Origin of the sequence: Streptomyces sp. NPDC101237 (genome assembly GCF_044767465.1) — a bacterium.
GTDB classification, from domain to species: Bacteria; Actinomycetota; Actinomycetes; order Streptomycetales; family Streptomycetaceae; genus Streptomyces; species Streptomyces gramineus.
Window position 1 is genome coordinate 8214 of the sequence record NZ_JBIWNY010000025.1, and the last position, 24119, is coordinate 32332.

Sequence of the window (24119 nt, forward strand, 5' to 3'; positions counted from 1 at the left end):
GGCAGTCCGCCGGTCCCGGCAGTCCGCCGCTCTGGCAGTCCGCCGGTCCCGGCAGTCCGCCGCTCTGGCAGTCCGCCGGTCCCGGCAGTCCGCCGGTCCCGGCAGTCCGCCGCTCTGGCAGTCCGCCGGTCCCGGCAGTCCGCCGCTCCGGCAGTCCGCCGGTCCCGGCAGTCCGCCGCTCCGGCAGTCCGCCGGTCCCGGCAGTCCGCCGCTCCGGCAGTCCGCCGCTCCGACGCCGCGCTCCGCCACCCGGGTGGTCCCCCGGTCGGGTTGCCGCCCCCGCTCACCCTCCGTGTGCCACCTTCCCCTCCAGTGGATCTAGGGAAGGACGGGTGCGGATGGGCAAGGTCGGGCGGATCCTCGGCGCGGCACTGCTGATCGCGGTGGGCACGACGGGGCGGGCCGGTGCCGCGTCCGGCCCCACGCCGTGGGCGGGGAGCTGGGAGTCCGCGCCCTCCGGCACGGCACCCGCGGTACCCGGCGCCGCCTACCGCAACGTCGTCCACCTCAGCGTCGGCGGCAGCGCGGTACGGATCCACGTCAGCAACCGGCTGGGCAGCGCACCGCTGCGGCTCGGCGCGGTCACCGTCGCGCTGCGCCGGGGCACCGGCGCGGACGCCGTACCGGGATCCATGCGCGCCGCCGCCTTCGACGGCTCCGGCACCGCGATCGTCCCGGCCGGGCAGGACCTGGTCAGCGACCCGGTGCCGCTCGCCGTGCCGGACGCCGCCGACCTGCTGGTCACCGTCGAGACCCCGGGCGACTCCGGCCCCGCCACCTATCACCGCGTCGCGCTCCAGACCAGCTACCTCGCCCGAGCCGGTGCCGGCCGGGCCGCCGACGAGCACGGCGACGCGTACACCGGGACCACCGGCAACTGGTACTACGTCACCGGGGTCGACGTGCGCGGTCCGCACCGCGGCACCGTGGTCGCCTTCGGCGACTCCCTGACCGACGGCAACGGCTCCAGCTTCGGCGCCAACCACCGGTGGCCCGACCGTCTCGCGGAACGGCTGCGCCCGTCGCGCACCGGCGTCCTCAACGCCGGGATCTCCGGCAACCGGCTGCTGCTCGACAGCACCGGGGGACCCGGTGCCCTCAACCGCCTGGACGCCGACGGACTGCGCCGGGCGGGCGTGCGGGCCCTGTTCCTCCTCGAAGGCATCAACGACATCAAGGGCACCCCCGAGGCCACCGACCCCGACGACTTCCTGCGGGCGTACCGCACGATCGTGGCCCGCGCCCACGCCCGCGGGATCCGGGTCGTGGGCGCCACGCTCACGCCCTACCAGGGGTTCAGCGGCTACACCGACGCCAGGGAGGCCGTACGGCAGCAGGTCAACGCGCTGATCCGCACCCGGCACGTCTTCGACGCCTACGCCGACTTCGACGCCGTCGTCCGCGACCCGGAACAGCCGACGCGGATCCGGCCCGGCTACGACCCCGGCGACCATCTGCACTTCAACGACGCGGGCATGCGCGCCCTGGCCGACGCCGTCCACCTCGCCGACCTGGTCTGACCCCTCAGCGGCCCGAGACCACCGCCGCCAGCCAGCCCGCCGTCACCACCAGGCAGCCGAACAGCTCGGCGAGCACGCTGGAGCCGCCCGCGTCCATCGTCGCGCGCAGCGCGGCCACCGCCTCGGCGCGCCGCCCGAGGCGGAGACGTTCGTGCAGGTAGATCCCGGCCATGAAACCCGGGATCGCGCCCACCACGGGGAGCAGGACGAAACCGAGCAGGGCGCCGGCCCCGGCGTACCCGACCGTGCGCGCGGTGGCGCCGCTCGCCCGCAGCCGGCGCGGCGGCAGGACCCAGCGGACCACCTGGGTGAGCAGCAGGACGACCGAGGCGCCGACCAGGACCGCCCACGCCAGCGGGCGCGGGTCGTACAGCGCCCACCACAGGACGCCGGCCCACACCAGCCACGAACCCGGCACGCCGGGCACCAGCACTCCGCACAGGCCGAGCGCCAGCACGAGACCGACCAGCAGGAGTTCCCCTGCTCCCATCTGCCCAGGGTGCCGTGCGGGTCAGTCCCGGGCCACCCAGCCCCGTTCGCGGGCGTGCCAGCCCAGTTGCAGCCGGGTCGTCACCCCGGCCAGTCCCATCAGCCGTCTCACCCGGCGCTGCACCGTCCGCAGGCCCAGGTCGAGCTGTTTGGCCACGCTCGCGTCGGTCAGCCCGGCCAGCAGCAGCGACAGCACCTCCAGGTCGGTGGCGTTGGGCACGTCGGGCGCCTCCTCGATCGCGCCGGAGGTCCCGAGGCGCAGCGGCAGCGCGGTCCGCCACACCGACTCGAACAGCTCGGACAGCAGCTCCAGCAGGCCGCTGGCGTGCACCACCACCGCGGCGGGCTCCGATGTCTGCGAGGTGAGCGGGACCATCGCCAGGGCGCGGTCCGCGACGACCAGTTTGGTCGGGACCCGGTCCACCACCCGCACCCGCTCGCCCCGGCCCAGCGCCGCCGCCAGCTCCGCGATGCCGTGCGGCAGGCCGAGCACCGCGCGCTCCACCACCACCCGGTAGCGCACGCCCCGGCCGACCGCCTGCTCTTCGGCCTCGTTCTCCACCCCGGAGACCACCGTCGGGTTGCCGGTGACGAGGGCGCACACCTCGTCGGCCGCGCCCAGCTGGAGCTGGAGGAAGCGCTGCGCGACGGCCGGGGCGCCGGTCACCACCTCCACCAGGTCGTGCGCCGCGGGCTCGGCGGCAGCCGCCCGGTACTCCTCGGCCAGCAGCGCCGCCGCCAGCTCCGCCTTCTCCAGCTCGTGCCGCTGCCGGGTGAGCAGCGCGCCCAGCGCCACCCCGGGCGGCGCCGCCACCCAGCGGCCCGGCCGGCCCGAGGACTGGGCGGCGAGCCCGTGCCGTTCCAGCCGGCGCAGCGCGCGTTCGGTGTCCGGCTCGGCCAGCGTCAGCCGCCGCGCCAGATCGGGCACGTCGGCGGCGCCCACGGAGACCAGCGTCCGGTACGCCGACTCGTCCCGCTGGTCCAGCCCGAGCGCTGCCAGCATCGCCTCGCGTCCCTCCCTCGCCGTTACGGCGCCGTGGCGGGAACCGGCCACGGCGCAAACCCGCCGTGGCCCATCATCGCCGTACCGGCGGTCACTCTGCCAAGATCACGTCACCGCGGCACCTTCCCAGGGGGCCCGGATCCGGTTCCGGATCCGCGGCGCACAGCTGGTCGCCGGGAATGCCCGTCACCATGAGGTCTCCGGCCGGGACGTCACCCGCGTCCGGCCGCGCGAACGGTGGCCCGGTCCCGTGACGCGCGCACGCGCAGGGGATCCGGGGCCGGGTCACTCAGCTGTCGCCGGGTGGTTCTCCCGTGGGGGGTGGGACCACCCGGCGACTCACACGTGTCACGAGCACTGTCCGTCCCCGGCGTGTCGTCGACTCCCTTTCCTCGCACGAGCGTTCACGGAGTCACTCGCCACGGCGTTCGACACCGGGTCGTGTGCGGGATTTTCCCGATGCCCCGTTTTCATCAGGCCTCCGCGGTGGACAATTAGGGGCATGAGCCAGCCAGGGGGTAGGCCCGCCCGTCAGGACGACGACTGGTGGGGGCAGTTGTACGACGACTCCACCGAGGACACCGGCCCCACGGCCGCACCCGATTCCCTGGACGACCGCTTCGCCTCGGCGAAGAACACGGTGACGGGACGGGAACGCCGGGGAGTTCCGGACCAGCCGCCGCCGACGTCGCCCAGGAGGTCCGGTGCGCCGGACGCTCCGGACCGCCCGGCCGCGTCCGGTTCTCCGACCGTGCCGGTCCAGCCGGGCCCGCCCGCGCCTTGGGCCGTGCCGGGCCCTTCGGCCACCGCGGTCCCGCCGCCTCCGGCCCGGCCGCCGCGGATACCGCCGGCGGTACCGAGGCAGTCCGGGGCGCCCGACGCGCCGGACGCCCCGGACCGCCCGGCCGCGCCCGGCCCTCAGGGAGCGCCGGCGCAGCCGGGCCCGCCCCCGCCTTCGGCCGCGCCGGGCCCCTCGGCCGCCGCCGTTCCGCCACCTCCGGCCTCGCCGTCGGTCGCGCCTGGGCCCTCGGCCGCCGCCGTTCCGCCGTCTTCGGCCTCGCCTTCGGCCGGGCCGGGTCCTTCGGTCGCCGCCGTTCCGCCGCCTCCGGCCTCGCCGTCGGTCGCGCCTGGGCCCTCGGCCGCCGTCGTTCCGCCGCCTCCGGCCTCGCCCTCGGTCGCGCCGGGTCCTTCGGTCGCCGCCGTTCCGCCGTCTTCGGCCTCGCCCTCGGTCGCGCCGGGTCCTTCGGGCGCCGCCGTTCCGCCGCCTCCGGCCGCTCCTCCCGCCGCTCCTCCGGCGGCCGGCGGGCCGCCCGTCGTGCCGCGGCCGCTCGGGGCCCCGGCTCCGGAGGCCGGGCGGGAGACGGCGCCGGGACCGCACGTGCCGCCCGCCGTGCCCGTGCAGCGGGGCGCGGGCGAGGACGCCGCCGCCGTGCGCAAGCCCTGGCCGTGGGACGAGGAGGACCCGGAGTTCGTGGAGCCGGAGGACGAGGCCTGGGCGAACGTGCACGCCGCCACCCGGCCCGACCTGGCCGCCCTCCCGCCGTACTCCGCCAGGGTCTCCTCCGTGGAGTACGTCGGATCAGGCCCGCCCACCTACGACGCCGAACCGACCGCCCTGCCCGCCGCCGACCCCGACGCCCTCGACGCCCTGGTCTCCGACACCGTGCTGGACGGCGCCCGTTACGGCACCTCCACCCTGCGGGCCGTCTCGCAGCGCGGCGACTCCGCCCGGTACCGCGGCGAGCCGCGCCGCGACGCCCTGCTCACCGCCCGGTTCGGCTCCGGCGACCAGGCGCTGCTCCTGATCGCGACGGCCACCGGCGCCCGCGCCACCCCCGGTGCCCACCGGGCCGCCGCCGAGGTCTGCGCGTGGATCGCCCGCGCCGTGGGCCGCAGCCACCGGCGGCTCACCGAGGACATCCAGGCAGCCCGGCGCGGCGACCTCAAGTCCGGGCTGCACCGGCTCACCGACCGCAGCCTCGGCAAGCTCCGCGCGAGCGCGGCCGAACAGGGCGTCGCCGAAGACGAGTACGCGGCCGGCCTGCGCTGCCTGCTGGTCCCCGCCCACCCCCAGTGCCGTACCCGGGTCTTCTTCGGGGTCGGGGAGGGCGGACTGTTCCGGCTCCGGGACGGCGAGTGGCAGGACATCGAACCGCACGCCGGGACCGAGACCGTCGGCGGGGCCGTCGTCGGCTACGGCTCGCCGCCCGCCGAGACACCGGAGGGCGACCGGCTCACCATGGACCTCGGCATCCCCACCCCGCCCAGCCCCTACGAACCGGCACCCGAACCGCCCCGCGACCCGTTCCTCTTCCGGGCCTCGGTAGCCCGCCCGGGTGACGCGCTGGTCATGTGCAGTCCCGGCCTCGCCGAGCCGCTGCGCGGCGAACCCGCGCTGTGCGCCTATCTCGCCCGGCGCTGGTCCGGCGGCACCCCGCCGGGGCTCGCCGCGTTCCTCGCCGACACCCAGGTGCGGGTGAAGGGGTACGCCGACGACCGTACGGCCGCGGTCGTCTGGGAGGCGTGACGCCGGTCCCTGTGCGTGGATAAGAGGTATCCGCCCACAGGGAAGGGGCACCCGTCCGCCATGGCCAAGCAGAACGTCGCCGAGCAGTTCGTCGACATCCTCGTCCGCGCCGGAGTCCGCCGCCTCTACGGCGTCGTCGGCGACAGCCTCAACCCGGTGGTCGACGCCGTCCGCCGCAACTCCGCCATCGACTGGATCCACGTCCGCCACGAGGAGACCGCCGCCTTCGCGGCCGGCGCCGAGGCCCAGGTCACCGGGAAGCTGGCGGCCTGCGCCGGCTCCTGCGGCCCCGGCAACCTGCACCTCATCAACGGCCTCTACGACGCCCACCGTTCGATGGCCCCGGTGCTCGCCCTCGCCTCCCAGATCCCTTCCAGCGAGATCGGCCTCGGCTACTTCCAGGAGACCCACCCCGACCGCCTGTTCCAGGAGTGCAGCCACTACAGCGAGCTGATCTCCAGCCCCAAGCAGATGCCCCGCCTGCTCCAGACCGCCATCCAGCACGCGGTCGGCCGCAGCGGCGTCAGCGTGGTGAGCCTGCCGGGCGACATCGCCGACGAGCCGGCGCCGGAGCATCCCGCCGAGAGCGCGATCGTCACCTCGCGGCCCACCGTCCGCCCCGGTGACGAGGACCTCGACCGGCTGGTCGCGATGATCGACGCGGCGGACAAGGTGACGCTGTTCTGCGGCAGCGGCACCGCGGGCGCCCACGCGGAGGTCATGGAACTCGCCGGAAAGATCAAGTCCCCGGTGGGACACGCCCTGCGCGGCAAGGAGCACATCCAGTACGACAACCCGTACGACGTCGGCATGAGCGGACTGCTCGGCTACGGCGCCGCCTACGAGGCCACCCACGAGTGCGACCTGCTCATCCTGCTCGGCACCGACTTCCCCTACAACGCCTTCCTCCCCGACGACGTGCAGATCGTGCAGGTCGACGTGCGCCCCGAGGTGCTGGGCCGCCGGTCCCGCCTCGACCTCGCCGTGTGGGGCGACGTGCGCGAGACGCTGCGCTGTCTGGTGCCGCGGGTGCGGGCCAAGGAGAACCGGCGGTTCCTGGACCGGATGCTCAAGAAGCACGCGGACGCGCTGGAGGGGGTGGTGAAGGCCTACACCCGCAAGGTGGACAAGCACGTCCCGATCCACCCCGAGTACGTGGCCTCCGTGCTCGACGAACTCGCCGACGAGGACGCGGTGTTCACGGTCGACACCGGTATGTGCAACGTCTGGGCGGCCCGCTACGTCTCGCCCAACGGCCGCCGCCGGGTGATCGGTTCCTTCTCGCACGGCTCCATGGCCAACGCGTTGCCGATGGCGATCGGCGCGCAGTTCACCGACCGGCGGCGCCAGGTCGTGTCGATGTCCGGCGACGGCGGCTTCGCCATGCTGATGGGCGACTTCCTCACCCTCGTGCAGTACGACCTGCCGGTGAAGGTCGTCCTGTTCAACAACTCGGCTCTCAGCATGGTCGAGTTGGAGATGCTGGTCGCGGGCCTGCCCTCGTACGGCACCACCAACGTCAACCCCGACTTCGCCGCCGTCGCCCAGGCCTGCGGCGCCTACGGGGTGCGGGTCGAGAAGCCCAGGCAGCTCGCGGGCGCGCTGAAGGACGCCTTCAAGCACAAGGGCCCGGCCCTCGTCGACGTCGTCACCGACCCCAACGCGCTGTCCATCCCGCCGAAGATCAGGGCCGACATGGTCACCGGCTTCGCGCTCTCCGCGTCCAAGATGGTGCTGGACGGCGGGGTGGGCCGGATGGTCCAGATGGCCCGCTCCAACCTCCGCAACGTGCCGCGGCCGTAGGGCACGTCCTGGGGGCTCAGCCTTCGACCGGCACCCACTGGCGGACGCCGTCCACGAACCCGTACCAGTACTCCGGCAGACCCTTGACGGAGCTGGTGCGGAACGGCCTGCCGTGGTCGTCGATCCGGACCGTGCCGGACCGGCCCTGCGAGGACCAGTCCAGCTCCAGGTACCAGCGGCAGTCGCAGCCCTCGGTGCGCGCCTGGACGCGGAGCACCTCCGGGTCGGTGGCGGAGACCCGGTAGGGCAGCCGCATGGTGGAGACGGTCTGCCCGTCCGGGCCCTGCCCGGCCACCGGGCGGGCCAGCGGCCGGTCCTTGTCCAGGTCGACGTCGAAGTAGCGCGGGGTGAGGCCGCCGCCGCAGCCGTCGGCCATCGAGTAGGCGATGCCCGGCGCGGGCGTGGTCCGGCCGACCACCCGTACCCGCAGGTCCTCCAGGACGACGGCCGTGGACGACCGGCCCTGGACCGAGATCTGGACGATGGTGTCGCGGCCGTGCACCGCGTTCTGGGTGGCCGCCCAGGTGCCCGCGTCCTGCGGGACGGGCGGTGGCGGGACCTGCGACGGCTGCTTGTCGATGATGTAGTCGTGGTCGCAGCCCAGCTCCCAGACCTGCGAACTGGCCGTCCAGGCGAGCGGGACCCCGGCAGGCGCGGCGGCGGTCGACCTGCCAGGAGCGGCGGAGGCGGGAGCCTGCTTCGAGCCGTGGGGCGCGGCGGACGGTGAACGGCGGCCGGGGGAGGCGGTGGTGTCGGGGGACGGGCCGGCGGACACGGCGCCGCCGGCGCGGCGGGCGTCCCCGGCGGCGGTCGTCGGGGAGGAGACGGGCGGGCGCGCCGAGGCGCCGCCGGGCGAGCGGCGGTCGGACGGGGCGACCAGACTGCCCAGCGTCACCAGCAGGACGACGGCCGCGGCCGAGCCCACCAGGATCCGGCGGCGCCGGTACCACGGACGGGCCGCCGCACCGGAGTCCGGCGGGGTCTCCTCCCGGTCCCCCTCCTTCTCGGGCGGCCCGCCGGGCTCCGGCTCCGCCCGCTCCGCGGGAGACGCGGGTTCCGCCTCGCGGGGCGCGGTCTCCCCGGCGGTCCGCGGCCGCTGCCGTGCCGCCACCGCCCGTAACCAGCGTTCGTGGAGTTCGAGCCGCTCCTCGGGAGCCGCACCGCAGAACGCGGCCAGGCGTTCGACCGGGGCGAAGTCCAGCGGCACCGCCTCGCCCGCGCAGTAGCGGTGCAGGGTAGAGGTGTTCATGTTGAGGCGGCGGGCCAGCGAGCCGTAGCTCCGGTCCGTGCGGTCCTTCAACTGCCGCAGCAGCGCCGCGAACTCCTCGACGTCCTCGCGCACGGGCACCTCTCCCGGTCGTCCCTGTCCCAGGCACTCATATACCTGCACGTCAACGGGGCTGGGATGGTTCCAGGCCGGCGGAACGGGCTCCGGGCGTTGCGGTCGGCGGGGGCGGCGGCCGATGCTTCTGGTGCCGCACCGACCAGGGCCGGACCGACCAGCCGGCGCCGTCAGCGGCGTCCCACACCCATGAACCGACCCGACGGGGGACCAGCCATGCCCAAGCGCACCCGAGCAGGCACGCTCACCATGATCATCGGCGTCGCACTGGCCGCGGGCGCCTCGCTCGCCGTCCCGGCGGCGGCCGCCCCCACGGCGGCCGCCCCGAAGCCGCCGGGCTTCCTCGCGGCGGCCGACCTGCCGCCGCACCCGAGTTCGCCCTGGACGGCGGGCAAGGTCACCGCCGGCGTCCCAGAGGGGGTCCAGCAGGACCTCTGCCTCGGCGTCGTCCTCGGCGGCGGCCAGAACACCTGGTACCGGGAGTTCCGGACCGACCTCGACACCCGTGCGCGTCAGGTCAGCGTGCGACTGCCCAGCGCCGACGCGGCGAAGAGCCGGGTCAGGAAGCTGGACGAGGACATCGTGTCCTGCGCGGACCGGATGGAGATGGAGGACCCGGAGACCCGGGCCGCGTTCCAGGACCACGGCGACCTGCCCGTCGGCGACGGCGCCCACGTGTACGCCATCCACACGGAGACCTCCTGGGGCGCCAGTGACATCCGGCTGCTCTCGCTCGGACGGGAGGGCAACACCATGACGGTCGTGGACTGGGGGCAGATGGGCGGCTTCCAGGACGCACCCGTGAAGGCGTTCAAGAGGACGACCGTCACGGCCGTCGGCAAGCTCCACTGAGGGACCGCGGGCCGTCCTCCCGTCCGGGGGAGGGGAGGACGGCCCCGCCCCACATCGGCCATCCGCCTTCGACAGCCACCGTGAACAGCACAGACACCACAGACACCACAGACACCACAGACACCACAGTCACCGCAGACATCGCAGAAAACGGGGAATCAGACATGAGCACCAAGACCCGCACCGCCCTCACCGCCGGCGTCCTCGCCGTGGCCCTCGGGCTCGGCGTCACCGCCCAGGCGTCGGCCGGCTCCGCGCGCAGCGTCGCCGGCGACCCGTCGGACAACCTCACCCGGATCGCCGACTTCTACGGCTCCTACATCGACGCCGTCAGCGACCCGGACGGAAGCGGCGGCCTGCCCACCGCGCTGCGCGCCTACTACCTCGACCCGGCCTACGCGAAGGTGCTGGCGGCCTGGGAGGAGCGGGAGCACGCCAACGGGGTGCTCCAGGCCCAGAACACCCCGCTGCGGTGGAAGGTCACCGAGGCCGGCACGGCGAAGAACCGCACCGAGGCCGTCGTCACCCTCACCTGGAGCCGGAACGTGACGACGAAGCTGCACGTCGACATGACCCGGAACACCCACAAGATCATTCACATCGGCACCAAGGGCCTCGGGAGCAAGTAGGCGGAAGGGTCGCTTTCGGCCAGGTTCGGCGGTGCCGGGAACCGCGTGAAACAGCCGGGCCGTTCGGCCAGGGGCTGTTTCACGCCGGGTCCGCGGCACCGTTGGCGCGTACGGGACGGTCCGGGAGACGACGTACGGGCCGGGGCCGGTTCAGGACATGGCCGAACACCCGGTCGTCATCGGCGTGACATGACTGGCCCGTGCCCGAACGGGCATGGATCCCCGTGAACGTGTTCGATCAGGAGGGGAACCGGCAACAGCGCGCGGGCGGGGGTCATGAACAGTCAGGCACGAGGGGGCGGTCCCGTTGCCATCGGGGCCTCCTCGGCGAGGACGGCGGGGGAAGAGACCGGCTCGACGGAACGGGGAGATCCGGCACGGCTCAGGCGCCGACTGGGACGGTCGGACCTGCGGGCGGTGCCCGAGGCGCGCAGGGAACTGCGGGAGCTGCTGCGGCACTGGGGGAAACCGGGCCGCTCGGAGATCGCGGAGCTGCTCACCAGCGAACTCGTCACCAACGCGCTCGTCCACACCGACCACGAGGCCGTCCTGATCGCCGTCGTGGGACCGAGCCAGCTGCGCGTGGAGGTACGGGACTTCGTGGGCCGGCGGCCCCGGGTGTGCGCCCCGGACACCGGCGACGGCACCCACGGCCGGGGCATGGTGCTGGTCGACTCCCTCGCGGACTCCTGGGGCGTCCAGCCGCACGAGGTGGGCAAGTCGGTGTGGTTCGAACTGGACGCCGACGCCGCCTGACGGTGGCGCGGCGCAACGGGACGGGGGCATGACCCTGAAGGTCACGCCCCCGTCCCGATGGTGCCGTCCGGCAGCAGCCGGTCAGCCGAACTGCTGCTCCAGGTCCTTGAGCTTGCGCTCAAGGGAGTCGAGGCGCGGCAGCGCCATGGTGTCGTCCTCCGCGGTCAGGTCGACCGTGATCGGGTCAGACCCTTTGCGGACTGGCTGGAGGGAGGGCCGCTGGCGTACGGGCAGCTGCTCCGGCGCCGATATGGCAGGCTCCGCAGCGGGCTGGGAGGGCCCACGCTCGACCTGATGCATCTCCTCCTGGCGGCCGGGGCGTCCCACGAAGCCGCGGTGGCCCCGGCTTATCGCCTTCAGCTGAGCCTTCTCCAGCCGGCTCTGCTCGCGGCGGCGCAGCCGGTTCTCCTCCTTCTGGCGCTTGTCGTCGCGCACCTCCTCGACCGCCTCGTCCAGGCTGCGGACACCCTCCAGGAGCATCAGCGACCAGGCCCGGTAGGTCTCGACGGGCGCGCGCAGCCAGCGCACTATGCGGATCTGCGGCAGCGGGCGCGGCACCAGACCCTGCTCGCGCAGAGCGGCCCGGCGGGTCTGCTTCAGCGCGCGGTCGAAGAGAACGGCAGCGGAGAGCGACATGCCGGAGAAGAACTGCGGCGCACCGTCGTGGCCGCCGCCCCGCGGCGCGTGCACCCAGTTGAACCAGGCGGACGCGCCCGCGAAGGTCCACACCAGGATCCGGGAGCCGAGCGCCGCGTCGCCGTGGCTGGCCTCGCGGACCGCGAGGACGGAGCAGAACATCGCCGCACCGTCCAGGCCGAACGGCACCAGGTACTCCCAGCCGCCGGACAGATTGAGGTTCTGCTGGCCGAAGCCGACCAGTCCGTGGAAGGAGAGGGCGGCCGCGACCGCCGCACAGCAGAACAGAAGCACATAGGAAGCCGTGGCGTATATGGCTTCCTTACGCCTGCGCCGCTCTTCGTTGCGCTCCCACGAGTCGTCCTTCGCGTGCTCCCCGCCGGACCGCTTGGACCGCGTCAGCACCGCCACCGCGACCAGTATGCCCAGGAGCAGTACGGCGCCCGGAAGCAGCCAGTTCAGCGATATGTCGGTCAGTCTCATCTAGGGGTCCCTTGCATTGGGATAGGGCGTATCGCCCGTCATAGTGGCCCAATCCCACTGGCCCTCAGGGGGTTTCGGGGCAAGAGACCGCCAAGGAAGTGCAAGGGTTGCCCCAGGGCGGCATTCTGCTCGAACTGCCGCGTGAGGGGCGGGAGTTGAGTTCGAGTAAGAGTACCCATACGAGTGGTTCCACGGAAAGTTCCTGCGGCAAGTGAGGAAGTTGTGAATTCCCTGTCCGCGCAGGGGGCGTCCCGCCCGCGATGATCTTAGAGGATCCCGGCGGGTGCCGTGTGCCGGGGGAGGTGCTGAGGGAGCCTCAGGCCGCGGCGACCGCGGTGAGTTTGGCGATCCGCTCGTCGTCGCAGGTGCGCGGGCAGGTGACGCAGGTGTCCTCGGGGCGCAGCGTGTAGTACATGCAGCAGCTCGCCCGGTCCCGGGTCGGCAGCGGTTCGCCGGCCGGGCCCGTCAGCACCCGGAAGGCGGCGGACCCGGCGTACGGCTTGGTGGCGCCCGGCAGCAGCCGCTCCAGTTCCCGTACGGCACGCTCCTCGTCGTCCAGCAGTCCCGCGACGTACCAGAGCCCTTCGACGATCTCGTCGGTGGCCATGCCCCACAGCGCGCGCCCGCGCCGCCGCATCCGCGGTCCGAAGGCGCCGAGGACCGGCTCCAGGTGCTCGGCGACGGCCGCCCGCACCTCGGCCCGCAGCGCCTCCTCGCCCGGGACGACGACCGCGCCGGGCAGCGCCGCCGCCGGGTCGTCCGGCAGGCAGGCGAAGGAGCCGGCGCGGACCGCCATGCGGCCGGCGACGCGGTCGTAGGAGACGTCCGCCACGGGCAGCCGCGGGACCCGGCGGTCCAGGAACCAGGGGAGGGTGATCAGGAGGCAGGCGGCCCAGGTGTAGCGGTGCAGGCCGAAGCCGGCCACCACGTCCGGGCGTCCCGGCTGCCCGTAGTCCCGCAGGATCTGGTCCTCGTCCCACGCCAGGAAGGTGTCCAGGCCGGTCCCGCCCGCCGCCAGCTCGTCGGCGCCGACCCAGCCGCCGCCCCGGGGGGCCGGCTCGTCCCGGCCCAGCACCGTGATCGCGAGGTCCGGGCAGACCTCGGTCAGACGGGTGTAGGCGGCGGAGACGGGCGAGGTCATGGGCTACCACCGATCGGGTGCGGGCCGACTGCTGGATAAGTAAGCCTTACCTTACCCACTCATTCGGAAATTTGAACTATCGCCCGGGGCGCCTAAGGTGCTTGACGGACGGGTGACAACCCACCGTTAATGACCCAAGTCCCGACGAGTCGGAGGAGGACCCGTGAACCGTCGCGCGCACCCGGCTCCGGCCGAGACGGCCAGGGTGCCGGCGCAGGCGCGGTCCGGGGAGCCGGTCCGGGAGACGGGCGGTCCTCTCGCGGGCGCGCCGGCCGCACGCGGCGAGCACACGCACGGCGAACGGCCGATCCCCGGGGCCAGGCCCGCCGTGCAGCGGGCGTCCGTGCGCGGGCAGATCCTGGACGCGCTGCGCACGGCGCTCGCGGGCGGGGAGCTGACGCCCGGCGAGGTGTACTCGGCGCCGGCTCTGGGGGAGCGGTTCGGGGTCTCCGCGACGCCCGTGCGCGAGGCGATGCAGCAGCTGGCGCTCGAAGGCGCGGTCGAGGTCGTGCCCAACCGCGGGTTCCGGATCGTCCGGCGCGGCGCGCGGGAACTCGCCGAACTGGCCGAGGTGCGGGCGCTGATAGAGGTCCCGGTGGTGATGCGGCTGGCGCGCAGCGTGCCGGCCGAGCGGTGGGCTGCGTTGCGGCCGCTGGCCGAGGAGACGGTGCGGGCGGCGGCGCTGGGGTGCGGGGCGACCTACGCGGAGGCCGACCGTGCCTTCCATCGTGCGGTGCTCGCCCTCGCGGGCAACGAGCAGTTGGTGCAGATCGCCGAGGACCTGCAGCGGCGGGCGGTTCCGTTGCACGGGGGGCGGGCGGATCTGGTGGCGGACGCGGGTGAGCATGCGGCGTTGCTGGACGCGTTGATCGCGGGGGAGTTGGACGTGGTGCGGCGGCTGGTGGGCGGGCACTTCGGCGCCGTGCGCTGAGCCGGGACGCGGCGGGCCGCCGCGGGGGTTCGCGCTGTCCGCCGGGTGCGGGCGCGTCGTGGTTCCTCGCGCAGTTCCCCGCGCCCCTTAGGTCGTGGGGGCGGTCGCTGTTCGTCGGGTGCGGGCGCGTTGTGGTTTCTCGCGCAGTTCCCCGCGCCCCTTAGGTCGTGGGGGCGGTCGCTGTCCGGCGGGTGCGGGTGGGTTGTGGTTGGTCGCGCGGTTCCCCGCGCCCCCAGGGGCGCGGGGAACCACGACGGTGGCGCGGGGATCGTGCTACGCCGTTGCTGTTCCTGGGGTGGGTGGGGTCAGTTGGTGGGCCAGCCAGGTGGGGACGCCGCCCAGGAGGCGGAAGAGGCGGCCCGCCTCCTCCCGCAGCCGCGACGCCTCCGGCTCGGACTCCGTGTCGGCCAGGGACGCGAGCGCCGGTGCCGTCCCCACCAGATAGCCCAACTCCTCCCTGATCCGCAGCGACTCCGCGAACCCGTGCCGGGCCTCCGCCAACTCCCCTTCCCGCAGGGCAAGTCCGGCCAGATGACGCCAGGTGAAGGAGAGCAGCAGCGGATCCGCGTGGGCGGTGGCGGCGGCGTGGGCCCGCCGGTAGGCCGCCCGTGCCGCCTGCGGGGAGCGGGTCAGGTTCTCCGCCAGCAGGCCCCGGCGGAAGTCGAGCAGGGCCCGCCCCGGCGCCCCCGGCGGAATCAGCGCCGCCGCCCTGCCGAGCGCGGCCCGCGCCTCGTCGGCCCGGTCCCGCACCCCGTGCAGCGTGGCCGCGTAGGCGAGTTGGCCGCGTTCGCAGGCCGCCGCGCCGCGTTCCTCGTCGGTGCGGGCCGCCGCCTCCGCCGTGCGCAGCGCGTCCTCCGCCTCGCTCCAGCCGCCCTCGGTGTAGAGGCACCGCTCGACCATCAGCCCCGCCCGTTGCAGGGTGTACGTGGGCGTGTCCGTCGGCAGCAGTGCCGCCGCGTCGGCCCAGCAGGCCCGCGAGCGCAGCCGCCACACCGCGGTCTGGAGCGGATCGTCACCAGCGGTCGTCCCGTTCCCAGACATGGCGGAGTACGCCACGTTGCCCTCCCCTAGCACGCCGTCGAGCTGTGAAGTGGTGGCCGCATTCCAGCACTGATCGCCGCGCGGGGCCAAGAGGGTGGGTGAATAATTTCACAAAGTCGTGGGACGCCGGCGGCACTCGGCGTGAGTCCGCCGCGTGTCCGGGTGACCTCAGCTCATCCGCAACGCCAAGAAGAAATCGAGCTTGTCCTCCAGTCGCGACAGGTCCCGGCCCGTCAACTGCTCGATCCTCCCCACGCGATAGCGCAGCGTGTTGACGTGCAGGTGGAGACGGGTCGCGCAGCGGGTCCAGGAGCCGTCGCAGTCGAGGAACGCCTCCAGGGTCGGGATCAGCTCGGCGCGGTGCCTGCGGTCGTAGTCCCGCAGCGGATCCAGCAGACGGGCGGTGAAGGCGCGGCGGACGTCGTCGGGGACGAAGGGGAGCAGCAGGACGTGCGAGGCCAGTTCCTGGTGGCCGGCCGCGCAGACCCGGCCGGGACGGGCGGCGGCCACCCGGCGGGCGTGCCGGGCCTCCTCCAGGGCGCCGCGCAGCCCCTCCGCCGAGTGCACGGCCGCACTGACGCCGAGGGTGATCCGGCCGTCGTCGTTCAGGCCCGCGGACAGCGGGCCGCGCACGGCCTTCAGAAGCGCGTCGGCGTGCATGCCGGACTCCGAGCCGTCGTGCTCGGCGGTGACCGCGGGGAGCGGAACCAGGGCGATCGCCTCGTCGCCGGTGTGGGCCACCGCTATCCGGTCGGAGGGTTCAGGCCCGGTGGCCTGCGGGTCGACCAGGATCTCCTCCAGCAGGGACTGCGCGACCGGGCCGCCCTCGACCTCGCCGCCGTCCCATTCCACCCGGGCCACAACCACCTGCCAGTGCGGGGCCGCGCCGAGGCCCGGCAGCAGGACCGGCGCGGCCACCCGCAGACGTGCGGCGATCTCGGCCGGGGCCGCGCCCGTCTGGACCAGCTCCAGCACCTCCTGGGCCAGCCGGCGCCGCACCGTGCGGGCCGCGTCGCGGCGGTCGCGCTCGACGGCGATCAGCTGCGTGACGCCCTGGAGCAGGTCGAGGCGCTCGTCCTGCCAGTCGCTCGCGTCCGCCTCGACGGCCAGCAGCCAGTCCGACAGCACGGTCTCGCGCACGTCCCGGGCGCCCTGCGCGGACCGGCCGCTGCTGCGGACCGGGAAGAGCGAGAACGTGGAGCCGTCCAGGAGCACCCGGTGCGGGCCCCGGCGGCCGGTGCGGACGGCGGCCAGGTGCTCGGCGGCCAGCCGGGCGCAGGCGTCGCCCGGCAGCGCGGGCCCGGACACCTTGGAGCCCGCGATCAGGCGGCCGGTCGGGGAGAGCACCCAGGCCCGCAGGTCGAGGTCGGAGCCGAGCAGGTCGAGGACGACGTCCGGGCCGCCGCCGGCCGGGCCCGAGGTCATCATCCGGCGGTGCCGTTCGACGACGGCCGCCAGGTCCCCGGCCCGCTCGCCGCTGACCTGCCGTACGACGTGCTCGGTGATCGTCGCGAACGCCACCGACTCGTGCACCGCGAAGAGCGGCAGGCGGTGCCGGACGCAGGCCGCCACCAGGTCGTCCGGGATGTCCCCGAGCTCGGCCTCGCCGGCCGCGAGCGCGGCCACCCCGGCCTGCGCCAGGAGTCGTACGAACGGCTCGGTGTCCCCGGCGTCCCGGCGCCAGGCCAGGCCCGTCAGCACCAGCTCGCCGCCGGAGAGGTAGCGGCTGGGGTCGCGCAGGTCGGTGGTCATCACCCCGCGCACGGTGCGGTCCAGCTCGTCCTCGCCGCCGAGCAGCCGCAGGCCCAGCGCATCGGTGTCCAGCAGTGCGCGCAGCCGCATCTCGTCGCCGCCGTTCTGTGTCTCGAAATCTACGATGAATCGTGCAGTGTCATGGCTGAGGCGCCCGGCGTGCGAGGTCACGGGCCGCGATCACGAGGTGCCTGGGCGTTTCCAGCGTTTCCACAGGAAAGCCGGGAGGTTACTGATGACCTCCGTTCATACGAATCTACAAGATGCCTGTGCTGGCCAGCCAACTCCTTCATGGTTTCGGTGACTGACCCCGGTGGAGTACGGGGCGGTGTACTGACGTCATTCCGCGTTAACAGGACATGAACGAGCCGGGCCCGCCGCACACGGATTGGCTCAATCCGCACGACTCACGAGACTCACGAGACGGAGAAGAGAGCCGGTCATGGACTTCCTTCGCCCCGCCAGCTGGGAGGAGGCGCTCGCCGCGAAGGCCGAGCACCCCACCGCAGTGCCGATCGCGGGTGGCACCGATGTGATGGTCGAGATCAACTTCGACCACCGCCGGCCCGAGTACCTCCTCGATCTCAACCGCATCGGCGAACTCTACGAATGGGAGGCCGGCGAGGAGAGCGTACGGCTCGGCGCCTCCGTCCCGTACACCCGGATCATGGAGAACCTGCGCACCGAGCTGCCGGGCCTGGCCCTCGCCTCGCACACCGTGGCCTCCCCGCAGATCCGCAACCGCGGCGGCGTCGGCGGCAACCTCGGCACCGCCTCCCCGGCCGGCGACGCCCACCCCGCGCTGCTCGCGGCCGGCGCCGAGGTCGAGGCCGTCTCGGTGCGCGGCACCCGGCTCATCCCCGTCGACGACTTCTACACCGGCGTCAAGCGCAACGCCCTGGCGCCGGACGAGCTGATCCGCGCGGTGCACGTGAAGAAGGCCGACGGCCCCCAGCAGTACTCCAAGGTCGGCACCCGCAACGCCATGGTCATCGCCGTCTGCGCGTTCGGGCTGGCCCTCCACCCGGAGACCCGCACGGTCCGTACCGGCATCGGTTCCGCCGCCCCGACCCCGGTGCGCGCGAGGACCGCCGAGGACTTCCTGAACGCGGCGCTCGACGAGGGCGGCTTCTGGGACAACGGAAAGATCATCACCCCGTCGGTCGCCCAGCAGTTCGCGGACCTGTGCGCCGCCGCCTGCAACCCGATCGACGACGTCCGGGGCACCGCGAGCTACCGCCGTCACGCGGTCGGTGTGATGGCCCGCCGGACGCTCACCTGGACCTGGGAGTCGTACCGCGGCGCCCGCCGCCTCACGGAGGGAGCCGCCTGATGCGCGTCAACTTCACTGTCAACGGACGCCCCCAGGAAGCCGACGACGTCTGGGAGGGCGAGTCCCTGCTGTACGTCCTGCGGGAGCGCCTCGGCCTGCCAGGCTCCAAGAACGCCTGCGAGCAGGGCGAGTGCGGCTCCTGCACCGTTCGGCTGGACGGCGTGCCGGTCTGCTCCTGTCTGGTCGCGGCCGGTCAGGCGCAGGACCGCGAGGTGGTCACCGTCGAGGGTCTCGCCGACTACGCCAAGGACCGCTCCCGCGGCACGGCGCTCGACGAGGCGAAGCGCGGGCAGGCCAGGCCCGCCGCCGACTCCCGGACCGGCGAGGGCACCGAACTCTCCCCGATCCAGCAGGCGTTCATCGACGCCGGCGCCGTCCAGTGCGGCTTCTGCACCCCGGGGCTGCTGGTCGCCGCCGACGAGATGCTGGAGCACAACCCGAACCCGAGCGACGCGGACATCCGCGAGGCGCTGTCGGGCAACCTGTGCCGCTGCACCGGCTACGAGAAGATCATGGACGCGGTCCGCCTCGCGGCCGCCCGGCAGGGAGAGGCGGTCTGAGCCCCATGCCCACCATCGGCACTCCCACCAAGATCACCCAGGGCTCCCGGACCAGGGGCGGCGTCGGCGAGTCCACGCTCCGCCCCGACGGCACCCTCAAGGTCACCGGCGAGTTCGCGTACTCCTCGGACATGTGGCACGAGGACATGCTCTGGGGCCAGATCCTGCGCTCCACGGTCGCGCACGCCGAGATCGTCTCGATCGACACCAGTGAGGCGCTCGCCCAGCCCGGCGTCTACGCGGTCATGACCTACGACGACCTGCCCACCGAGGTGAAGAACTACGGCCTGGAGATCCAGGACACCCCGGTCCTCGCGCACGGCCGGGTCCGCCACCACGGCGAGCCGGTCGCGATCGTGGCCGCCGACCACCCGGAGACCGCCCGTCGCGCCGCGGCCAAGATCAAGGTCGAGTACCGCGAGCTGCCCGTCATCACCGACGAGGCCTCCGCGACCGCCCCGGACGCCGTCCACATCCACGAGAACCGCGACGACCACCACATCGGCCACGTCCCGCACCCGAACATCGTGCACCGCCAGCCGATCATCCGCGGCGACGCCGACGAGGCCGCCAAGAGGGCCGACGTCATCGTCAAGGGCGAGTACTACTTCGGCATGCAGGACCAGGCCTTCCTCGGCCCCGAGTCCGGCCTCGCGGTGCCCGAGGAGGACGGCGGCGTCCACCTCTACATCGCCACCCAGTGGCTCCACTCCGACCTGCGCCAGATCGCCCCGGTCCTCGGCCTGCCCGAGGACAAGGTGCGGATGACGCTGTCCGGCGTCGGTGGCGCCTTCGGCGGCCGCGAGGACCTGTCGATGCAGATCCACGCCTGCCTGCTGGCGCTGCGCACCGGCAAACCGGTCAAGATCGTCTACAACCGGTTCGAGTCCTTCTTCGGGCACGTCCACCGCCACCCGGCCCGCCTCTACTACGAGCACGGCGCCACCCGCGAGGGCAAGCTGACGCACGTGAAGTGCCGGATCGTGCTCGACGGCGGCGCCTATGCGTCCGCCTCCCCGGCCGTGGTCGGCAACGCCTCCTCGCTCGGCATCGGTCCCTACGCCGTCGACGACGTCCAGGTCGAGGCCATCGCCCTCTACACCAACAACCCGCCCTGCGGCGCGATGCGCGGCTTCGGCGCGGTCCAGGCGTGCTTCGCCTACGAGGCGCAGATGGACAAGGTGGCGGCCCGACTGGGCATGGACCCGGTGGAGTTCAGGAAGCTGAACGCCATGGAACAGGGCACCCTGCTGCCCACGGGACAGCCCGTCGACTCCCCGGCCCCGGTCGCCGAACTCCTGCGCAGGGTCAAGGCGATGCCGCTGCCGCCCGAGCAGCAGTGGCTGTCGGCCGGCACCGCGGCGGACGTACGGCAGCTGCCCGGCGGCCTGTCCAACACCACGCACGGCGAGGGCGTCGTCCGCGGGGTCGGCTACGCGGTCGGCATCAAGAACGTCGGCTTCTCCGAGGGCTTCGACGACTACTCGACCGCCAAGGTCCGCGTCGAGGCCGTCGCCGGTGAGCCGGTCGCCACCGTGCACACCGCGATGGCGGAGGTCGGCCAGGGCGGGGTCACCGTCCACGCGCAGATCGCCCGTACCGAGCTGGGCGTCACCCAGGTCACCATCCACCCGGCCGACACCCAGGTGGGCAGCGCCGGTTCGACCTCGGCCTCGCGCCAGACGTACGTCACCGGCGGAGCGGTCAAGAACTCCTGCGAACTCGTCCGCGAGAAGGTGCTGGAGCTCGGCCGCCGCAAGTTCGGCACGTACCACCCGGCCTGGGCCACCGCCGAACTGCTCCTGGAGGGCGGCAAGGTCGTCACCGACGGCGGCGAGGTGCTCGCCGCTCTGGCCGACGTGCTCGGCGACGACGTGGTCGAGATCGAGGCGGAATGGCGCCACCGGCCGACCGTGCCCTTCGACCTTCGCACCGGCCAGGGCAACGGCCATGTCCAGTACAGCTTCGCCGCGCACCGCGCGGTCGTCGAGGTCGACACGGAGCTGGGCCTGGTCAAGGTCGTCGAGCTGGCCTGCGCCCAGGACGTCGGCAAGGCGCTCAACCCGCTCTCGGTCGTCGGCCAGATCCAGGGCGGCACGACCCAGGGCCTCGGCGTCGCGGTGATGGAGGAGATCATCGTCGACCCGAAGACCGCGAAGGTCAGGAACCCGTCCTTCACGGACTACCTCATCCCGACCATCCTCGACACGCCGACCATCCCGGTCGACGTCCTCGAACTCGCCGACGACCACGCCCCCTACGGGCTCCGTGGCATCGGCGAAGCCCCGACCCTGTCGTCGACACCGGCCGTCCTCGCGGCGATCCGGAACGCGACGGGTCTGGAGCTGAACCGCACGCCGGTCCGTCCGGAACACCTCACCGGCACCGGCCCCTCGGGGTCCTGATCCGGTGAGCCGTCCTGGGGGACCGGGTCCCCCAGGGCCGTCAACTGTTCGTCTCGGGCCGTCCCCCGGGTCGGGCACTCCCCAAATCCCGCTCATCGCCACCGGCATGCCGCGGGTGCCCCTATGAACCTTGGGAGTAGGCCCATATGACCCAGCAGTCACTGGAGCCGGAGACCGTCGCCGACGACGCGGGTGAGGGAACCCGCGTCCCGGCCGGACGGTCCTGGCTCGACCGGTACTTCCACATCTCCGGGAGAGGATCCACCGTCGCGCGCGAGGTCCGCGGCGGTGTCACCACCTTCATGGCGATGGCGTACATCCTCCTGCTCAACCCGCTGATCCTGTCCGGCAAGGACGTGGCGGGCGACGCCCTCGGCCAGAAGGCGCTGATCACCGCGACCGCGTTCGCGGCGGCCTTCACCACGCTCCTGATGGGCTCCGTCGGCAAGGTGCCGCTCGCCCTCGCCGCCGGCCTGTCCGTCTCCGGCGTGCTCTCCTCGCAGGTCGCCCCGCAGATGACCTGGCCGCAGGCGATGGGCATGTGCGTGCTCTACGGCGTGGTCATCATGCTGCTGGTCGTCACCGGCCTGCGTGAGATGATCATGAACGCGATCCCGCTCGCGCTCAAGCACGGCATCACCATGGGCATCGGCCTGTTCATCGCCCTCATCGGCCTGTACAAGTCCGGGTTCGTGCACCAGGGCAAGGCCACCCCGCTCAGCCTCGGCCCGGCCGGCGAACTCACCGGCTGGCCGGTGCTGCTCTTCGCCGGCACCCTGCTGCTGATCTTCATGCTGCAGGCCCGGAACGTCCCCGGCGCCCTCCTGATCGGCATCGTCAGCGGCACCGTCGTGGCCGCCGTCCTCAACGGCCTGGGTGTCATCGACCCCGAGCAGTGGGCCAACGGCGCTCCCGAACTGCACGGCTCCGCCGTCTCCATGCCGGACTTCTCGCTCTTCGGGCACGTCGAGTTCGGCGGCTGGGGCAAGGTCGGCGCGATGACGGTCGCGATGATCGTCTTCACGCTGGTGCTCGCCGGGTTCTTCGACGCGATGGCCACCATCATCGGCGTCGGCACGGAGGCGAAGCTCGCCGACGACAAGGGCCGGATGCCGGGCCTGTCCAAGGCGCTGTTCATCGACGGAGCGGGCGGCGCGATCGGAGGCGTGGCCGGCGGCTCCGGGCAGACCGTGTTCGTCGAATCGGCGACCGGTGTCGGCGAGGGCGCCCGCACCGGACTCGCCTCGGTGGTCACCGGCCTGTTCTTCGCGGCCTGTCTCTTCTTCACCCCGCTCACCGCGATCGTCCCGCAGGAGGTCGCCTCGGCCGCCCTGGTGGTCATCGGCGCGATGATGCTGATGAACGCCCGGCACGTGGACTGGGCCGACCGCGCCACCGCCATCCCGGTGTTCCTGACGGTCGTCCTGATGCCCTTCACCTACACCATCACCACGGGTGTGGCCGCCGGTGTCATCTCCTACACCGCCATCAAGGCGGCCCAGGGCAGGTCCCGGGAGATCGGGGCCTTCATGTGGGGCCTGACCGTGATCTTCCTGGTCTACTTCGCCCTCCATCCCATCGAGAGCTGGCTCGGCGTCCACTAGCCCGCCGCGCACCAAGACCCTCTGCACCACCGCCGTCGTGTAAGGAGACCGAGACATGCTGGACATCGCCGAGGAGCTCGACCGGTGGGTCGCGGACGGCCGTGACTTCGCCGTGGCCACGGTGGTGGCGGTCGGCGGCAGCGCCCCGCGCCAGCCCGGCGCCGCCCTCGCGGTGGACGCCGACGGCACCGCCGTGGGCTCGGTCTCCGGCGGGTGCGTGGAGGGCGCCGTGTACGACCTGTGCCGCCAGGCGCTGGAGGACGGCGACACCGTCCTGGAGCGCTTCGGCTACAGCGACGAGGACGCCTTCGCCGTCGGCCTGACCTGTGGCGGCGTCATCGACATCCTCGTCACCCCGGTCCGGGCGGCCGATCCCGCCCGGCCGGTGCTGCGGGCCGCGCTGGCCGCCGCCGCGCGCGGGGAGGCGGTGGCCGTCGCGCGGATCGTCGGCGGCCCGGCCGAACTCCTCGGCCGTGCCCTGTCGGTGGACGCCGACGGCCACCACCGGGGCGGCTTCGGCGCCCACCCCGAGCTGGACCGGACCGTGGCCGCCGAGGCCGGGGCCTTCCTGGACGCGGGCCGCACCGGCACCCTGGAGATCGGAGAGCAGGGCTCGCGCTGCGGAGCACCGCTCACGGTCCTGGTGGAGTCGTCCGTGCCGCCGCCCCGGATGATCGTCTTCGGCGCCATCGACTTCGCGTCGGCGCTGGTCCGCGTCGGCAAGTTCCTCGGCTACCACGTGACGGTGTGCGACGCGCGGCCCGTCTTCGCCACCGGCGCCCGATTCCCGGACGCCGACGAGATCGTCGTCGAGTGGCCGCACGTCTACCTGGAGCGGACGCGGGTGGACGGCAGGACCGTCCTGTGCGTCCTCACCCACGACGCCAAGTTCGACATCCCGCTGCTCCGGCTCGCCCTGCGGCTGCCGGTCGCCTACGTCGGCGCGATGGGCTCCCGCCGCACCCACCTGGACCGCGCCCGGCGGCTGCGCGAGGTCGGCGTCACCGAGCGGGAACTGGCCCGCCTCAGGTCCCCGATCGGCCTGGACCTCGGCGCCCGTACCCCCGAGGAGACCGCCCTGTCGATCGCGGCCGAGGTCGTCGCCGACCGCCGCGGCGGCCGGGGCCTGTCCCTGACCGGCGCCCACACCCCGATCCACCACGACCCGGCACCGGCACGCCGGATCGGCTCGGTGGCCTGACCCGCCGCCGGCGGGCCGGCGGCCTCGCCGGCCGGCCGGACGAGCCGGAGACGCGGTCCGGCGCAGCCCTGCCGCCCCCCCCGCGGGCCGAACTCCCCCCGGCCGACGGCC

Annotated in this window: 20 protein-coding genes; 12 read left to right on the forward strand and 8 right to left on the reverse strand. The window is 73.6% G+C overall.

Going from position 1 to position 24119, the window contains the following annotated elements:
- Positions 1–338: 338 nt before the first annotated feature.
- On the forward strand, positions 339–1520 hold the full coding sequence (locus ACIRQ9_RS30855) for an SGNH/GDSL hydrolase family protein (protein WP_404180712.1): 1182 nt from the start codon (positions 339–341) through the stop codon (positions 1518–1520).
- A gap of 4 nt (positions 1521–1524) precedes the next feature.
- On the opposite strand, the gene ACIRQ9_RS30860 is transcribed toward ACIRQ9_RS30855, so the two are convergent.
- The 3 genes from ACIRQ9_RS30860 to ACIRQ9_RS30870 form a co-directional block, all read right to left on the reverse strand.
- Entirely contained in the window at positions 1525–2010 is a 486-nt protein-coding gene (locus tag ACIRQ9_RS30860; RefSeq protein WP_404180715.1) for a DUF456 domain-containing protein, read from the reverse strand.
- A gap of 21 nt (positions 2011–2031) precedes the next feature.
- A complete protein-coding gene (locus tag ACIRQ9_RS30865; RefSeq protein WP_404180718.1) occupies positions 2032–3012 on the reverse strand; it encodes a helix-turn-helix domain-containing protein in 981 nt (326 codons plus the stop codon).
- Positions 3013–3543: 531 nt separating this feature from the next.
- Complete coding sequence (locus tag ACIRQ9_RS30870; RefSeq protein ID WP_404180721.1) at positions 3544–3819, reverse strand: hypothetical protein; 276 nt, start codon at positions 3817–3819, stop codon at positions 3544–3546.
- A gap of 571 nt (positions 3820–4390) precedes the next feature.
- On the opposite strand from ACIRQ9_RS30870, the gene ACIRQ9_RS30875 reads away from it, so the two are divergent.
- Positions 4391–5539, forward strand: coding sequence for a protein phosphatase 2C domain-containing protein (locus ACIRQ9_RS30875; RefSeq protein WP_404180724.1), 1149 nt, complete (start codon positions 4391–4393; stop codon positions 5537–5539).
- Between the two features lie 60 nt (positions 5540–5599).
- The gene (locus tag ACIRQ9_RS30880; protein ID WP_404180727.1) at positions 5600–7342 is read left to right on the forward strand and encodes a pyruvate dehydrogenase; all 1743 of its coding nucleotides are present in this window, start codon (positions 5600–5602) and stop codon (positions 7340–7342) included.
- 16 nt (positions 7343–7358) lie between these two features.
- Here ACIRQ9_RS30880 and ACIRQ9_RS30885 read toward each other — a convergent pair whose 3' ends face one another.
- Positions 7359–8690: a helix-turn-helix domain-containing protein gene (locus ACIRQ9_RS30885; protein WP_404180730.1), complete on the reverse strand. Its 1332-nt coding sequence runs from the start codon at positions 8688–8690 to the stop codon at positions 7359–7361.
- A 210-nt stretch (positions 8691–8900) separates the two neighbouring features.
- Between ACIRQ9_RS30885 and ACIRQ9_RS30890 the strand changes: the two genes are divergently transcribed.
- The 3 genes from ACIRQ9_RS30890 (at position 8901) to ACIRQ9_RS30900 (ending at position 10921) form a co-directional block, all read left to right on the forward strand.
- Positions 8901–9536, forward strand: a complete 636-nt coding sequence (locus ACIRQ9_RS30890; protein ID WP_404180733.1) for a hypothetical protein — start codon at positions 8901–8903, stop codon at positions 9534–9536.
- Positions 9537–9700: 164 nt separating this feature from the next.
- The gene (locus ACIRQ9_RS30895; RefSeq protein WP_404180736.1) at positions 9701–10165 is read left to right on the forward strand and encodes a hypothetical protein; all 465 of its coding nucleotides are present in this window, start codon (positions 9701–9703) and stop codon (positions 10163–10165) included.
- A gap of 276 nt (positions 10166–10441) precedes the next feature.
- Entirely contained in the window at positions 10442–10921 is a 480-nt protein-coding gene (locus tag ACIRQ9_RS30900) for an ATP-binding protein (RefSeq protein WP_404180739.1), read from the forward strand.
- 81 nt (positions 10922–11002) lie between these two features.
- On the opposite strand, the gene ACIRQ9_RS30905 is transcribed toward ACIRQ9_RS30900, so the two are convergent.
- Positions 11003–12040 (reverse strand): DUF2637 domain-containing protein, encoded by a 1038-nt coding sequence (locus tag ACIRQ9_RS30905; protein ID WP_404180742.1) that lies wholly within the window; start codon positions 12038–12040, stop codon positions 11003–11005.
- Between the two features lie 316 nt (positions 12041–12356).
- Positions 12357–13181 carry a (2Fe-2S)-binding protein gene (locus tag ACIRQ9_RS30910; RefSeq protein WP_404180745.1) on the reverse strand — a complete coding sequence of 275 codons (825 nt, stop codon included), beginning with the start codon at positions 13179–13181 and terminating at the stop codon, positions 12357–12359.
- Between the two features lie 163 nt (positions 13182–13344).
- Here ACIRQ9_RS30910 and ACIRQ9_RS30915 point away from each other — a divergent pair, with 163 nt between their 5' ends.
- Entirely contained in the window at positions 13345–14112 is a 768-nt protein-coding gene (locus tag ACIRQ9_RS30915; protein ID WP_404180748.1) for a GntR family transcriptional regulator, read from the forward strand.
- A 273-nt stretch (positions 14113–14385) separates the two neighbouring features.
- Here the strand turns inward: ACIRQ9_RS30915 and ACIRQ9_RS30920 are convergent, their stop codons facing one another.
- Together ACIRQ9_RS30920 and ACIRQ9_RS30925 are read right to left on the reverse strand one after the other, a co-directional pair.
- Entirely contained in the window at positions 14386–15153 is a 768-nt protein-coding gene (locus tag ACIRQ9_RS30920; RefSeq protein WP_404180751.1) for a hypothetical protein, read from the reverse strand.
- A 168-nt stretch (positions 15154–15321) separates the two neighbouring features.
- Positions 15322–16995 (reverse strand): PucR family transcriptional regulator, encoded by a 1674-nt coding sequence (locus tag ACIRQ9_RS30925; protein ID WP_404181002.1) that lies wholly within the window; start codon positions 16993–16995, stop codon positions 15322–15324.
- Between the two features lie 352 nt (positions 16996–17347).
- Here ACIRQ9_RS30925 and ACIRQ9_RS30930 point away from each other — a divergent pair, with 352 nt between their 5' ends.
- The 5 genes from ACIRQ9_RS30930 to ACIRQ9_RS30950 all read left to right on the forward strand — a co-directional run bounded on the left by ACIRQ9_RS30930 (position 17348) and on the right by ACIRQ9_RS30950 (position 24008).
- On the forward strand, positions 17348–18238 hold the full coding sequence (locus ACIRQ9_RS30930) for an FAD binding domain-containing protein (protein WP_404180754.1): 891 nt from the start codon (positions 17348–17350) through the stop codon (positions 18236–18238).
- Positions 18238–18798, forward strand: a complete 561-nt coding sequence (locus tag ACIRQ9_RS30935) for a (2Fe-2S)-binding protein (protein WP_404180757.1) — start codon at positions 18238–18240, stop codon at positions 18796–18798. Before ACIRQ9_RS30930 ends, ACIRQ9_RS30935 begins: the two co-directional genes overlap by 1 nt.
- Before the next feature lie 5 nt (positions 18799–18803).
- Positions 18804–21203: a xanthine dehydrogenase family protein molybdopterin-binding subunit gene (locus tag ACIRQ9_RS30940; RefSeq protein WP_404180760.1), complete on the forward strand. Its 2400-nt coding sequence runs from the start codon at positions 18804–18806 to the stop codon at positions 21201–21203.
- A 146-nt stretch (positions 21204–21349) separates the two neighbouring features.
- Positions 21350–22807, forward strand: coding sequence for an NCS2 family permease (locus ACIRQ9_RS30945; RefSeq protein WP_404180762.1), 1458 nt, complete (start codon positions 21350–21352; stop codon positions 22805–22807).
- Between the two features lie 55 nt (positions 22808–22862).
- Complete coding sequence (locus ACIRQ9_RS30950) at positions 22863–24008, forward strand: XdhC family protein (RefSeq protein WP_404180765.1); 1146 nt, start codon at positions 22863–22865, stop codon at positions 24006–24008.
- Positions 24009–24119: the final 111 nt, after the last annotated feature.